This is a genomic window from Paraflavisolibacter caeni (assembly GCF_025628885.1).
Classification (GTDB): domain Bacteria; phylum Bacteroidota; class Bacteroidia; order Chitinophagales; family Chitinophagaceae; genus Flavisolibacter; species Flavisolibacter caeni.
This window is the reverse complement of record NZ_JAOTIF010000028.1, coordinates 66,619-82,104: the sequence shown is the minus strand read 5'-3', so window position 1 is coordinate 82,104 and position 15,486 is coordinate 66,619. Positions and strand designations below refer to the sequence as shown.

The following is a 15,486-nucleotide window of genomic DNA, read 5'->3' as shown; positions in this document are numbered from 1 at the left end:
AAATACAGTTACTACTTCCTATTTACACAACTTTTTAGGGTCTCCAAAAAACATTTGGTGGAATCTTAGAATACAGAACCCTTTATGAATGCCATCCAGAGATATAAAAGACGCACATCCGATTTTACAGGAACAATTCGCCAAAGCCAAAGAAACATTTGAAAAGACCTATCCAAATGTGACTGTGATTCTTACCGCCACTTACCGTTCTCCTGAAGAACAGAATGATCTATATGCCCAGGGTAAGACCAAACCTGGCAAGAAAGTGACAAACGCAAAAGGCGGCCAGAGTCCCCACAACTTCAAACCTTCATTCGCAATTGACGTGGCTTTCGTTATCGACACGAAAGTCGACTGGTCTGAAAAGTGGTTCAAGCTGTTCTCAACAAGAATGGTTAACCCAAAAATAGAATGGGGTGGCCAATGGAAATATGTTGACTATCCTCATTATGTAATAAAAGGGTGGAAGGATATGATAAAGTAATAGCGCTTACTTTATACAGTTGTTCAATATAAAGTATTCGATTGGTATTAGGGACGTCATTGCCGTGAATCAGGATTCCTTAGGCATTCAGGGCTTTCAATATGCGGTGAAAGATAGTGTGGAGAACTGGTTCAAACCTTTGCAAAATGGTGAGTGGGCAATGTGTTTTCTCAACAGGAGTACCAAGCCTCAAACAGTTGCCTTCAAATGGAAAGAGCAAGAGATTGTCGATACCCTCTTCAGTAGGAAGCTGGATGCAAAAAATACTGTTTACAGGATCCGTGACCTGTGGACAAAGAAAGATCTTGGTACAACAAAAAAGGACATCCAAAAAACTGTTCCCGCCCATGACATATTGATGGTAAGTCTTTCTGTTATCAAATGATTGTACAATTTTTTTTGGAGTAAAACTAATACTACACATTTTGATAAAGAATTAAATGTGGTATTGGCCTTTTAAGGTGATATTATAGAGAGAAAGCCATTTTTCAGGAAGCTATTACCATGACATAATTTCGACACACTTAATTGATCAAACTTTAAATTTCATTCCCAAATCTCATGAAAAAAAGATATTCCATATTTACTGTAATGTTTTCATTGCTGGCTGGTTTACCAACATTATTTGCGCAATTGCGTTTGCCAGCTATTATTGGCAGTCATATGGTGTTGCAACAAAACAGTGAAGTAAAATTGTGGGGCTGGTGTGCTCCCAGTGAAAAGATCAAGATCAATACCACTTGGGACACAACCACTTATTCTGCGGTTGGTTCGGGCAACGCAAAGTGGAGTGTGACGGTAAAAACACCTGCTGCAGGAGGGCCCTATAAGATATCTATTCAGGGGAACAGTTCTATAGAGTTAGATGATGTAATGGTTGGCGAAGTTTGGGTCTGCAGTGGGCAAAGCAACATGGAAATGAACGTGAACTGGGGGCTACCCTACCAAGACGAGGTTGCCCATGCTAACAACAAAAGCATCCGCTTCTTTCATATTCCAAAAACAACGGCTGAATATCCCCAGGATGATGTGGCAGCAAAGTGGGCGGTTTGTAATCCAGAGGATATGAAGCGCTTTAGTGCAGTTGGTTATTTTTTTGGCAAGAAAATACAACAGGAATTAAATGCTCCGGTAGGTTTGATCAATGGCAGTTGGGGGGACACCCGCAGAAGTATGGACGCCAGAAGACCAGGTAGAAAAGAATCCGATCTTGAAACAAGCCGCCAAGCAACTTAATGCCGCTCAACAATGGTGGCCCGTACAATCCGGTTTTAGTTACAACGCCATGATTCATCCGCTGACCAGCTATAATATTGCTGGTTCTATTTGGTATCAGGGAGAAGGCAATACAGGTGCAGCGAATTCTTACCAGTCGCTTTTGACAACAATGATTGGTGCCTGGCGTAAAGCCTGGCAAAAGGACTTTCCTTTTTACTATGTTCAGATCGCTCCTTTTGCAGGTTACGGTCACATGAATATAGCACCCTTGTTGCGGGAAGCGCAAACCCAAAGCAGGACCTGTCCCAACACGGGCATGGTGGTGGTCAGTGACCTGGTGGATGATGTCAATGACATCCATCCAAAGCTGAAAAGGGAAGTAGGTCTGCGATTAGCTAATTATGCATTAGCTCAGACGTATGGAAAAAGCGGCTTGTACTATAAAAGCCCGGTTTATCAAAGCATGCATGTGGAAAAGGACAAGATGCGCATTTCCTTTGATCAGGTGGGCATCGGGCTGATCAGCAAAGGGGGCACACCTACTGAGTTTTATATTGCAGGGGAGGATCAGCAATTTGTTCCGGCCCAGGCTAAAATTGAAGGCAGTTCGGTGGTTGTGTGGAACAAAGCAGTAAAAAAGCCGGTTGTGGTCCGATTTGGTTTTAGCAATGAGGCCATGCCTAACCTGTTTACTAAAGAGGGGCTCCCTGTCAATCTATTCCGTACAGATGACTGGCCGGTGGATACCCCTGTAGTTAAGAAATAGGCAATGAGCCGATTTGACAACGTGTCAATTGGAGGTTTGCCGTATGAATGGTTTTTCCAAAAAAAGCAACGCAAAAGCGCAGTCCAAGAAACTGCGCTTTTTACTTTTTATTAGAAGTTAATTTTTGTTATTGATTTTTTTTCTTCTTTCTGGTTGAATACGAGGTCTATGACGACTTTGATGACAGTGTAGACTTTGAGCATCTACTTTGCATGGTGCACGCCCGAAGGTACTTTGTTGACAGCTTGAACTCAGATAAGGGGCGTGCGGAATATGCTTTAGAGCAGATGCAACTGCTTTATGCTATAGAGCGCAGGTGCATGGATGAAGATTCGTTTGTTGAAGGAAGAAAAGAAATCCGGCAAAAGGAAGCTATTCCAATAATTCATGCATTGGGAAAATGGATGAAGGGGCAACTCCTGGAAGTATTGCCCAAAAGTCCGATAGGCAATGCGCTGGCGTATTCAGTAAAATATTCAATTCAAATTTAAATTATTTGCAGGCTCAGAGAACTCCAACAATGATATAAAAAATAATCATAAATTTAATTACATAATCATCAGTTCTGAAAAACAACCATTTTCTTTTGCTAAAGAAGTTTTTCATACTATTGCTGGGTTTGCCTTTTTGGGGGGTCTGCCAAAGCTACAATTATAGATTTAACCAGATTTCAGTCATCGACGGCTTATCAAACAGCCATGTTAATACCACCATACAAGACTATCTGGGATTTATATGGATCGGCACAGAGAACGGTTTAAACAGGTACGATGGTTATTCCTGCAAAGTATTTAAGCATCGTTTAAATGATTCCAGCAGTTTACCACATAATGAAATTTATCGCATTTTCGAAGATTCAGGTAAAAATCTTTGGTTTGGCACCGCTTCTGGCCTAAGTATGTATCACAGAAATACCAACTCCTTCATCAACCATACAGAAATTAAAAGGACGTCAAGAGTAATTAATTTGGTTGAGGATAAAGATAAAACGCTTTATACATCCGCCAGCACAATAGTTTATGCAAAACGCAAGAATGATAAGAAATTCCGGTACCTCTTCGAATTTTCAAAAGATGATGAAATAACAGCGATGTATATTGATACCCGAGGAATTTGCTGGATGGTTACCAGAGAGAACTTTATTTACAATTATAACACGAAACTAAAAAGACTAACTGAGCGGAAAGATATTCCAGTAAAAGATATCACATGTATTATTGAAGATCGTGATCATAATATCTTATTCGCAACGGTTAACGGCATTTATTGCTATTCCATAAAAGATAATAAATTGGTGCCTTTTCTCAAGAAGTCTGATTTGAATGTCCTCATTACCGATTTCAGTGAAGATGAATACGGAAGAATATGGGCTGGAACAGTGAACAAAGGCCTTTATATTATAGATAAAACCAGGACTAACGTTTACCATTATACGCATCATGCAGGAGATCCGGAAAGCTTAAGCTCGAATTCTGTAACTAACATTTATATAGACAGGAACAAAAATGTTTGGCTAGGTACTTTTGCGGGTGGTGTAAATTTGTTAACCGAACGCAATTTTGACACCTATAGAAGCAATCTGGCATCGCAAAATAGTTTAAGCAATGACAATATCGCCTCTTTAGGCGAAGACCATCAAGGAAATATCTGGATTGGAACAGACGGTGGAGGATTGAACAAGTTCAATCCAAAAACTAAAAATTTTACCAGATATCAGGCTTCACCTGCTATTGTTAATACTATAGGTACCAATGTAGTTACCTCAATTTTAATAGATAACAAGGGAACTATGTGGCTTGGATATTGGGATGGAGGGTTTGATCATTATAATCCTGTTACTAATAAATTCACCCATTACAAAAAAAGCGACAAAAGCGGCCCCGGTAAGGATTTAATAGACCCCAGTGTGATGTATCTTTTTGAAGATAAACAGGGGAATATCTGGATACAAACATTGGCCGGGCTGATGCTTTTTGACCAGAAAGCAAACCGCTTAATCGATTACTCTACCGGGATGCCCGGCCGGCCTAATTATATTACAGATATGCTCGATGCCAGCGATGGAAATCTGTATTTAGCTTCCTGGGAAGGATTACAAATACTGGATAGAAAAAGTAAAAAAAGGATAAGTTTTAAACATAGTGACAAAGACCCAGGGTCTATTTGTAATGATAAGCTTTATACGATAACTGAAGATCATAAAGGCAGAATATGGATAGGCACGAGTGATGGATTTAGCTTATTCGATAAAAAAAGCAAGAAGTTTTCTAATATTTATTTCAAAGACGGTTTACCCAGTGATATTATTTATGGAATTTATGAAGATAGAAAAGGAAATTTATGGCTGAGTACCAATAATGGAATTTGCAGCTATAACCCAGAAACCAAGAAATTAAAAACATATGACATAAGCGACGGTATTCAGGGAAATGAATTCAAAGTAAATGCACATTTAATGTTAAAAAACGGTGACCTTGTATTTGGAGGAATTAATGGATTTACCATTTTTAATCCAGATAAAATCACAGAAAATAAGAACCCTCCTCCGGTAGTATTTACAGACTTTCAAATTTTTAATTTATCGGTTAATTCCTCAGATCCTCAATCCCCGTTAAAAACAGATATCAGCTTGACTAAGGATATTACTTTAAAATATGATCAATCGGTATTTACCATAGAATTTTCAGCATTAAATTACATTTCGCAGCAAAAGAACCAGTACGCTTATATTCTTGAAAGGTTTGAGGAAAATTGGAACAAAGCCAGTAAAAACCGAAAAGCCACTTATACCAACTTAGATCCCGGAGAATATACTTTTAGAGTAAGAGCATCTAATAATGATGGTGTCTGGAATATGGCCGGAAATTCTATAAAAATAATAGTCACTCCCCCCTTCTGGCTAACGTGGTGGTTCAGGTTTTTGAGCTTCCTGGCTATTGTAAGCGGCACCTACTTTTTTTTCAAATACCGCACCAGCCAAATCAGAGCTCAAAAAGAGGAACTTGAAAAAGTGGTAGCCGAGCGGACTGAGCAAGTTGTGAGACAATCGGAGCATCTTCAGCAGTTAAATGAGGAGCTACGAGTCCAGGCAGAGGAATTAAAGCTGAAATCAGATCTGGAACAGCAGGCCCGGGAGGAAGCAGTGAAAGCTAATCAGTCTAAAAGCGCTTTTTTAGCCACCATGAGTCACGAAATACGCACCCCCATGAACGGAGTTTTGGGCGTGTCTTCCCTATTATGCGCCACCAAGTTAGATCATGAGCAAAGAGAATACGCTGAAACCATTCGCAACAGCGGCGAGGCTTTATTAAGTGTGATTAACGATATCCTGGATTTCTCTAAAATTGAGTCGGGAAAGATGGAATTGGATCCGCATCACTTCGACCTGCGTAAATGTATTGAAGAGGTGATGGATTTGTTTGCAAGCAAAGCTGCACAAACTGGCATTGATCTGGTTTATCAAATTGATTATAAAGTTTCACCATTTCTTTTTGCAGATAGCTTACGTTTGAGACAGGTGCTGATAAATTTAATTGGAAATGCTATCAAGTTTACCAAAAAAGGTGAAGTATTTCTTGGAATCAATCTTATTAATCGACAACAAGATGATCTGGAAATTGGCTTTGAAGTAAAAGACACTGGAATCGGAATTCCGCAAGATAAGCTCCATCGTCTTTTTAAAGCTTTTTCGCAAGTAGACACCTCTACAACCCGGCAATATGGAGGGACCGGTTTAGGTCTTGTCATCTGTGAACGATTAATCAAGTTAATGGGCGGCGAAATTAAGGTTGAAAGCGTAGAAGGACGAGGAAGTACCTTTAGCTTTAATATTCATTGCAAAGCCGGGGAACAGCAGATACATCATGGGGTAAATCTTGAATTTTCCGGAGAAGGAAAAAAGGTATTAATTGTAGAGGACAATGAAACAAACCTACAAATTTTAAGAACACAGCTGGAACTATGGAGGCTTAACACGGTCACTACTTCATCCGGTGAAAGAGCATTGGAAATTTTAAACAGGGAAAAAAACTTTGACCTGGTAATCACTGATATGAACATGCCGGGATTAAATGGTGTACAGCTTTCCAAAAAAATAAAAGAAGCAAATCCTCTGCAGAAAGTGATTTTGTTGAGCCCTATAGGAGACGAGGACTCCAAAAAAATGGGGTCCTTATTTACAGCAATTCTTACCAAGCCGGTAAAACAGCAACACTTATTAAGGGTGATCCAATTGGCGTTAAAGCAATTTAGTCAGTCAGAGCCCATCCCTGAAAACAAACAAGCGAATTTATTGTCAGAAGAGTTTGCGGTTAATTATCCTCTAAATATTTTGATAGCTGAGGACAATCTTATCAACCAAAAGCTGATTATTAAAGTATTAAATAAACTGGGTTATAAACCTGATCTGGCCAATAATGGACAGGAAGTTTTGGAAATGCTAGCGAAGAAATCCTATGAAGTAGTTCTGATGGATGTCCAAATGCCCGTTTTAGATGGAATAAGTGTAACAAGAAAAATCAGGAGTGACTTTGACCGGCAACCTGTAATTATAGCCATGACCGCTAATGCCATGCTTGAAGACAGGGAAGAATGCAGATCAGCAGGAATGAACGATTACCTATCCAAACCTTTAAATATGGATGAACTGGTTAACGTTCTTAAAAAGACCAGTCTGGCAAAATAAGGGTACGTCAGCCCCTTGAGTTAGTTATGAGCCTGCTCAGCCAATGTGGCGGCTCTTAAAACTGAAATAGCTACGAATTAATCAGCGTAATAAATCCGAATGTGCTAATTGGCGTCAAGAACCGTCACCCTTTGTTTTTCTATGTACTCTGCCGAAGTGTTAATGTAATATCATAAAATTAACCTTCAGAAAAAGGAAGAAAGCTTTTGACAGAGAGGGTAATTCGGTCACACATTTATTATTGATAATCAATTATATATTGACAGAGGAAACATTTAATACCCTAATATGCAACATCTGACCCCCCTGTCTTAATAGCCTCATTTTTAGTTTTGAGCCTGAACATCAATACCTAGTATGAAAAATGATTGCTTTATTATGTAATGGTATTATTGTGTATACCGCCTGGTCCACGACTTCAGATAAAGAAAAGGTCTCCTTGAAAGCCAAAGCTGGTGATACACGGAACTACCATCCGCTATCAGCCCTGAAACTTTATTCTAAAGATGGTAATATCGGCTGGCTTACAGCTACTTACTGCAACAACCGCAGCTATCCTGCCGATGGTATAGGTAAGTTATCAAATAATCTTTAATAATATCAATATCTATATGTCACAACAAACGCGCTGGTCGCAATTCGGCGTTCTTATTTCCGTATTCTTTTTCTGGGGCTTTGTGGCTGCCAGCAATGATATCCTGATCCCGGTATTCAAAGAAAAACTCAACCTGGAACCCTGGCAATCGCAGATGATCTCCTTTGCTTTTTACGTGGCCTACACGGTGGGCTCCATGATTTACTTTGGGGTGAGCAAATGGAGTGGGGGTGATATTCTTGGTAAACTGGGCTACAAGAACGGCATCTGCCTGGGCCTGCTCATTTCAGCTCTTGGGACCTTGCTGTTTTATCCAGCCGCCCAAACGGCTTCCTTTACCCTCATGATCTCCGGACTGTTCATCGTTGGTCTTGGTTTTTCCCTGCAGCAAACCGCGGCCAATCCCCTCGCCATTGTCATGGGACCTAGGCAGCAGGGTGCTCAGCGCCTCAGCCTGGCAGGCGGCATCAACAACTTTGGCACCACCATCGGTCCGGTGCTGGTCTCTCTGGCCATCTTTGGCTCCATTGGTGGGGCCGCCCAGGTGGCCGACATTTCGTCGGTGAAGACCCCGTACCTGATCCTGGGGGCCTTATTCCTGTTGGCAGCCCTGATCTTTAAGTTTTCCTCCGTACCCAACCAAATAGCACTGGAGGAAGAAGTGGTGGAAAGTAAAGTAGCCACTCCTGCGGATGTTCCCAATCACCTGGTGCCCCCCACCAAACAAAGTGCCTTGGCCTATGGGCAACTCTGGCTGGGCATGATCGCCATTTTCCTCTATGTAGGCGTGGAGGTGGCTACCGCTTCGAACCTGCCCCTGTTTATGGAGCAGCATGTGAAGGGAGCTGACGGCAGTGCATTTCCCACAGAACAGGTCGCTCCTTTTGTATCGCTGTTCTGGGCTTCGCTGATGATGGGTAGGTGGACTTCCTCAGTAGGTGCCTTTGGGGTAGGCAAGTCGCTGAAATCTGTGCTCCGCTTTGTAATGCCTTACCTGGCCTTTGGGGTGTTTTTGCTCATCAACAAGCTGGCCTCGCATGACCTTACCCCTTTTTACCTGTATGCAGGGGTGATTGTAGCCCTGATTGTGGGAGATCTGCTCAGCAAGGGCCATCCGGCCCGACAGCTCCTGATCTTTTCTTTGATGGGCATTACAGCTCTTGGGATCGGTATGCTCTCGGATGGCATGGTGAGCGTGTATGCCTTTATCTCTGTGGGGCTGTTTTGTTCTACGCTCTGGCCCTGCATCTTTACTTTGGCCATTACAGGGCTGGGCAGGCACACCAATGAAGGCGCCTCCCTATTGGTGATGATGATCATGGGGGGCGGCATTGTGAGCCTGGTGCAGGGCTACCTGGCCTCAGATGCTTACCTAGGCATTCAACTTTCCTATGTAGTGGGGGTGGTGTGTTTTGTGTACCTGGCCTTCTATGCCCTGAGAGCCCAGGCCATCTTAAAGCGGGAGGGCATTGACTATGATACCCCGGCTGCGGGAGGGCACTAATGGAATTTATCAACTTTATCAATACTGAGGTATGAACCAGCAAACATTTGCCATTGGCGTAGACATTGGAGGTACTACTACCAAAAGTGGTGTTGTGAACCACCGGGGTGAAATCATTCTCGAAGGAGGCATACTGCCAACTGCAAAATACACCACAGCTGAAAGCTTTGTAGAGGCTTTGTCTCAAGCCCTTATGCCTGCTATGGAGAAGGTAGGTGTGGACAACATCAGAGGCATTGGGGTGGGAGCGCCCAATGGCAATTACTACAGAGGCACTGTAGAACATGCCCCCAACCTGCCCTGGAGGGGTGTGGTGCCGCTGGCCCAAATGATCACAGAACGATTTGAATTACCTTGTTCGCTCACCAATGATGCCAATGCGGCAGCCGTTGGAGAGGGGATGTATGGGGCGGCAAGAGGCATGAAGGACTTTATCGTGCTCACCTTAGGCACCGGGGTAGGCAGTGGCATTGTAGCTGGTGGAGGGCTGGTGTATGGCTATGATGGCTTTGCAGGCGAATTGGGCCACACCATAGTGCGCAGGGGCAGAAAGCACTGGTCTACCGGACTGGATGGTTCCCTGGAGGCTTATACGTCTGCAACAGGCATAGCCCTTACGGCTAGGGTGCTCCTAGACACCTGGGTGGGGCCCTCTCAGCTCCGGGGGTACAGGGGCGAAGAGATCACCTCCAAACTGGTATGTGAGTGTGCGTTGCAGGGTGATGAACTGGCGCAGAAAGTGTTTCAATTTACCGGCGAGGTGCTGGGTGAAGCTTTAGCCAATTTTGTGATGTTTTCCTCACCTGAAGCCATCATCCTGTTCGGAGGCGTCATCAAGGCCGGAGACCTGCTCATGCAGCCCACCAGGAAACACATGGAAAAGAACCTGCTGCCCATCTTTCAAGGTAAGGTAAAGTTGCTTTTCAGTGAGTTGAAGGAAGCCGATGCCGCTATCCTGGGTGCCAGTGCCCTGGTGTGGGAAAGGAAAGAAGAAAAACTAAAAATAGAAGCTTTGCCGGTTTTGAAATAAAAGTTTAGATAGTATTTGGCAAGCAATCGTGAACGCCCGCTGTGTCTACAGAGGGCTATTATTTAACTCTCTAACATCCCAATTTACTTTCATGAAAAGTATTCTTTTAATTGATGATGATGCAGATGATTGCCTGTTTTTTAGCAAGGCATTAGAAATTATATCTGATTATATTGTATTATACTGTGAACAGGACGCTGATCATATCTTAAAGACCCAGGGCTCATATAAGCCCTCCTTAATCTTTATAGATTATTATATGCCTAAAATATGCGGTATCGACCTATTGAAACAGATCAAGAAACATCCAGGATATAACCATATACCTGTGATCATGTGGAGTACATCCTTATTGCTCAATAATGTTGAAGAAGCATACAGGGAAGGAGCACAAGCTTTCATTCAAAAACCATGTACTTACCGACAATTTATTATTGAAATCGGTGCAATTTTAGCACAATATGGAATCAGTTTTCAGCCAGCTCATAACACTTTGTAAAAACAAGAAAATTGCAGTACATACTTTTTGTATCTATTTATGAGTCAATGATTTTCTTGCACATAGGGCAATACGCCTGCTGTGTCTACGATGGGCTCCTTTCTTCATGAAAATTCCTGATCCCACTCTTTTTGTTAACTTTATCTCTACTTTATCAGAATATGGACCTGATTTTTGTGGCGAGGGGTGCAAAATTTTTTCCTAAGTTAACTTAATTTGATGCGCTTGCTTATTTGGGTTGTTTTGCTGTTACAGTCGCTTTCTGTTTTTGCACAAAGTGAATACTATAATTTTTCCAAACTTGATACTTATACCGGTCTTTCACACAACCAAATCAATGCCATACTAAAGGATACTACTGGTTTTATATGGTTTGGTACTTTGTCGGGCCTTAATCGCTATGATGGATATGCTTTCAAAATATATCGTAAGAAAGCTAACGATAGCTCTTCGTTGTACGATAATTGTATACTCTCCCTTTATGAACTTCCCGATAGCAAAATGTGGGTGGAGACAAGAGGAGGCCCCTGCATTTATAATCCCCACACGGAAAAATTTGATGCTGGTCATGATAACTATTTACACACACTTGGTTTGCCTTCTGGCACGATTACTAAAATCGTAAAAGGTAATAACGGAAGATATTGGTTTTTGTATGACAACTCTGAACTATACTTGTATTCAAGCACAAATAAAAGAGCGAAACCATTCAGGCAGCATTTCAAATCCAATCCTTCTGAAAAAATTACTTCCATTAAAGAATCAAAAGATGGAAAGTTATGGCTGGTGTATCAAAACGGATTATTGCAGCAGTTTGATATTAATTTAAATAAAATCACTTTCTCCAGCATTGCTTTGCAAAAATTGAAAAAAGGGACCTGTTCTTTTGATCTTTTCATAGATAACGAAGGTGATATCTGGCTGTGGTGTTATACTTATGGAGTTTTTCTTTTCCATCCCCAGGATCATTCGATCAAACAATTTAATGAAAACTCATTTCCATCGAAGCTGAATGCAAACCTGGTCAGTCAAATCGCTCAGGATAACAATGGTTTGATTTGGGTGGCAACAGACCATGGCGGTGTGACGCTTATTGACAAAAAAAACAACTACAGAACCAGTTATCTGTTGAACGATCCAAAAGATCCCAAAAGCCTCAGTCAAAACGTTATAACTGCACTTTATAAAGACGATAACGGAATTATCTGGCTGGGAACTTATAAGCAGGGTGTAAATTTTTTTAATGGTAACATTGTAAAGTTTCCGCATTTTCATCAACAGGAATCGAATGCAAAGAGTCTACAATACGATGATGTCAACCGCTTTGTGGAAGACAAGTGGGGGAACATCTGGATTGGAACAAACGGTGGCGGATTGATCTATTTCGATAGGCAAAACAATACATTCAAACAATACCTGCACGACCCCAACAATAAAAACAGCCTGAGTAATAACGTAATTGTAAGCCTGTGTATCGATCATAAAGACATACTTTGGATTGGAACTTACCTCGGTGGCCTGAACAGCTTCGATGGGAAGAAGTTCACACATTACAGGCATGATGACAAAGAGCCATCAAGTTTAGCTGATGACAATGTGTGGGAAATATTTGAAGACCGGGAACAGAATTTATGGATAGGCACTTTGGGCGGTGGATTGGATCGGCTGGACAGAAAGACAAACCGGTTTGAACATTTACAGTATAAAGAAGGCAATCAAAGCCCTGTACCTCTTAATTATATTTCTGCAATCCTGCAGGACAAGAAAGGGAATTTGTGGATTGGTACAGTCTTTGGAATCGCCGTTTTGGACAAGAATAAAGCCACTCCAAGTTTTTATTACCATACCAATGACAAAAACAGTTTAAGCAACAATAATATAAGCTGTCTTTTAGAAGATAGCAAGGGTAGAATTTGGGTGGGAACCCGGGAAGGTTTGCATCTATTTAATGAGCAAACAAAAGATTTTCAATTATTCACTACAGCAGATGGTCTGCCCGATAATCAGATATTGGAAATACTTGAAGACAATCATCAAACACTTTGGCTTTCCACACCTAATGGATTGTGTAATGCCATTCCCAAACAAAAGGAAAACAGTCTTGGTCTTTCCATCATTAGGTATGATGAGATGAACAACCTTCAGAACCGGGAATTCAATGAAAACGCAGCACTCAAAACACGGGCAGGTGAACTGATATTCGGTGGGCCTTCCGGTTTTAATATCATTAATCCTTTTACAATTCAGAAGCCTGTTTTTCATCCCAGGGTTGTTTTCACCGGTTTGCAAATCTTAAATAATGATGTTCAACCCGGTGCGTTGATCAATAATCGTGTTATACTGGAACAATCTTTATCACAGCTTCAAAGTATTGACCTGAAGTATAAAGAAAACGTTTTCTCCATTGAGTTTGCTTCGCTTGATTTTGATCACAGCAACCGTGAAAAATATGCCTACATGCTGAAAGGGTTTAATTCAGACTGGTTGTATACTGATGGAAGCCTGAGAAGAGCCACGTATACAAATCTTGACCCTGGCCAATATATTTTGAAAGTAAAAGTATTAGGTAATAACGGTGTATGGAGTGAAGAAAAAACACTACGCATCCATATTGCCCCTCCGTTCTGGCGAACACCTCTTGCCTATATTATTTATGCGCTTTTGATTGCAGCTCTGGTCTACCTTATACGGCGTATTACGCTTGAGCGGATACAGATGCGCTTTGAAGTGGAGCACCAAAGAAAAGAAGCGGAACGGGTGCAGGCACTGGATGCACTGAAAACAAAATTCTTCACCAATGTAAGTCATGAATTCCGGACACCTTTAACGCTCATCCTTTCACCACTCGAAAAGATCATTAGACAAATCCCTGATGAAGAACAGAAACAGCAACTCAATCTGGTTCAGCGCAATGCCAAGCGCCTTTTGAACCTGGTGAACCAACTGCTCGATTTCCGGAAGATGGAAGTACAGGAAGTGAAATTGCATCCCGCAATAGGCGATATTATCGAGTTTAGCAGGGATATCAGTCACTCTTTTGAGGACATAGCAGAAAAGAAGAAGATCCACTTTTCCTTCTCTTCAAATGTTGATCGTCTTGAAATTTATTTTGACAAGGATAAAGTTGAAAAGATTTTATTCAACTTGCTATCCAACGCATTTAAATATACCTATGATGGTGGAGCGGTAAGCATTACCCTGAGGTATAGCGAGCCGGCTAATCAGGAAAGCGAGGGAACACTAGCCATAGAAGTAAAAGATACGGGCATCGGCATTCCGGCCGATAAGCATGAGAAGATCTTCGAACGGTTCTTTCAAACCGATGTGCCGGAAAGCATGGTCAACCAGGGAACCGGTATTGGGCTGGCCATCACCAAAGAGTTTGTGACCCTTCATGGCGGCATCATAACAGTAAAAAGCGAACCGGAGCGGGGTACTTGTTTTACGGTTTTACTTCCTGCAAAAAAGATCTATGAATCTTCAACCCGGGCTGCCACCAGCCCACTACCGGCAGAAGAGGCGGAACAGGTAATGGTGGAAGAAAGTCAAAAGAGTGGCAAGAAGAAAACCATCCTGGTGGTAGAGGACAATGAAGACCTGCGCTTTTACCTCAAAGACAACCTGAAAGCACAATACCATGTGGAAGAAGCCCCGAACGGAAAAGAAGGCTGGGAAAAAATAAAACTTCTGAATCCTGATCTGGTCGTCAGCGACATCATGATGCCTTTAATGGACGGGGTGGAATTGGCCAGGAAAATCAAAAACGAAACCCTTACTGCCCATATTCCTGTCATTCTGCTTACCGCTATGGGCAGTGAGGAAAAACAACTGGAGGGGTTGAAGGCGGGCGTGAATGATTACATTACCAAACCCTTTACTTTTGAGATCCTGGCGTCCCGGATCCGGAACCTGCTGGCACAGCAGACATTATTGCAGAAAAGGTTTCAGAAGCAAATTGAGGTCAACCCTGAAGAGGTCACCATCACGCCTGTAGACGAAAAGTTCCTAAAGCAAGCTTTGGAAATTGTTGAAAAACACATGGATGACCCTGAGTTTTCGGTAGAGGACTTCAGCCGTGAAATGTACATGAACCGGGTGACCCTGTATAGAAAAATTCTTTCTCTTACCGGCAAGACGCCCATTGAGTTTATCCGTTCGATCCGCTTGAAGAGGGCTGCCCAGTTGTTGGAAAAAAGCGGGCTGTCTATTGCCGAAATTGCCTACGAGGTGGGCTTCAATAACCCCAAGACCTTCACCAAATTGTTTAAAGAAGAATTCCGGATGCTGCCTTCCCAATATGTGGCCAATAAAAAGGACAGCAACACGTAACAGCCTTCTGGTTGTGTAAAAACTATTGAAAACCAGTTGTTTGAAACATTTTGTGCCGTAGTCTGCAACAATTGAATACCCTGTTTCCAACAGCACAGGAGTAGTTTTACAGCATTATTTCAACCAAAAGATTGCTGTAAATGAAAATTCGATTCCCCACGTTATTAACGCCTAATTGGCGACGCCCACATTTATTCACCCACCAGGAATGTTCTTACCTACTTTATTGTTATTGCTCGTTTCTTTTATAAAAAAACGACTTTGCTTATAAAAGCAGGTTCAAGCTTTTCATTCTGTCCGAAACTCCAACACACTTAAGAATGATTGCCTGCGCGGCACTCATTATTCAAAATGTATTCAAGTTAAATACAAATAGT

At 41.9% G+C, this 15,486-nt stretch carries 11 protein-coding genes; all 11 read left to right on the top strand.

The genetic code is table 11. The annotated features are described in order from the left end of the window. The first annotated feature begins 88 nt into the window (after positions 1-88). Positions 89-484 carry a M15 family metallopeptidase gene (locus OCK74_RS23610; protein ID WP_279299566.1) on the top strand — a complete coding sequence of 132 codons (396 nt, stop codon included), beginning with the start codon at positions 89-91 and terminating at the stop codon, positions 482-484. Between the two features lie 19 nt (positions 485-503). Then, entirely contained in the window at positions 504-869 is a 366-nt protein-coding gene (locus OCK74_RS23605) for a hypothetical protein (protein ID WP_279299565.1), read from the top strand. 176 nt (positions 870-1,045) lie between these two features. Then, on the top strand, positions 1,046-1,720 hold the full coding sequence (locus OCK74_RS23600) for a hypothetical protein (RefSeq protein ID WP_279299564.1): 675 nt from the start codon (positions 1,046-1,048) through the stop codon (positions 1,718-1,720). Next, positions 1,695-2,468 (top strand): sialate O-acetylesterase, encoded by a 774-nt coding sequence (locus tag OCK74_RS23595; protein WP_341483223.1) that lies wholly within the window; start codon positions 1,695-1,697, stop codon positions 2,466-2,468. The genes OCK74_RS23600 and OCK74_RS23595 overlap by 26 nt, the downstream gene beginning before the upstream one ends. A 149-nt stretch (positions 2,469-2,617) precedes the next feature. Then, entirely contained in the window at positions 2,618-2,959 is a 342-nt protein-coding gene (locus OCK74_RS23590; RefSeq protein WP_279299568.1) for an IS66 family transposase, read from the top strand. Positions 2,960-3,054: 95 nt separating this feature from the next. Then, positions 3,055-7,152 carry a hybrid sensor histidine kinase/response regulator gene (locus tag OCK74_RS23585; RefSeq protein WP_279299562.1) on the top strand — a complete coding sequence of 1,366 codons (4,098 nt, stop codon included), beginning with the start codon at positions 3,055-3,057 and terminating at the stop codon, positions 7,150-7,152. Between the two features lie 364 nt (positions 7,153-7,516). Further along, complete coding sequence (locus tag OCK74_RS23580) at positions 7,517-7,747, top strand: hypothetical protein (protein ID WP_279299561.1); 231 nt, start codon at positions 7,517-7,519, stop codon at positions 7,745-7,747. 16 nt (positions 7,748-7,763) lie between these two features. Then, entirely contained in the window at positions 7,764-9,251 is a 1,488-nt protein-coding gene (locus OCK74_RS23575) for an MFS transporter (RefSeq protein ID WP_279299560.1), read from the top strand. A gap of 31 nt (positions 9,252-9,282) precedes the next feature. Then, positions 9,283-10,281 (top strand): ROK family protein, encoded by a 999-nt coding sequence (locus OCK74_RS23570; RefSeq protein WP_279299559.1) that lies wholly within the window; start codon positions 9,283-9,285, stop codon positions 10,279-10,281. Between the two features lie 91 nt (positions 10,282-10,372). Beyond that, on the top strand, positions 10,373-10,780 hold the full coding sequence (locus OCK74_RS23565) for a response regulator (RefSeq protein ID WP_279299558.1): 408 nt from the start codon (positions 10,373-10,375) through the stop codon (positions 10,778-10,780). A 219-nt stretch (positions 10,781-10,999) separates the two neighbouring features. Then, a complete protein-coding gene (locus OCK74_RS23560) occupies positions 11,000-15,109 on the top strand; it encodes a hybrid sensor histidine kinase/response regulator transcription factor (RefSeq protein ID WP_279299557.1) in 4,110 nt (1,369 codons plus the stop codon). Positions 15,110-15,486: the final 377 nt, after the last annotated feature.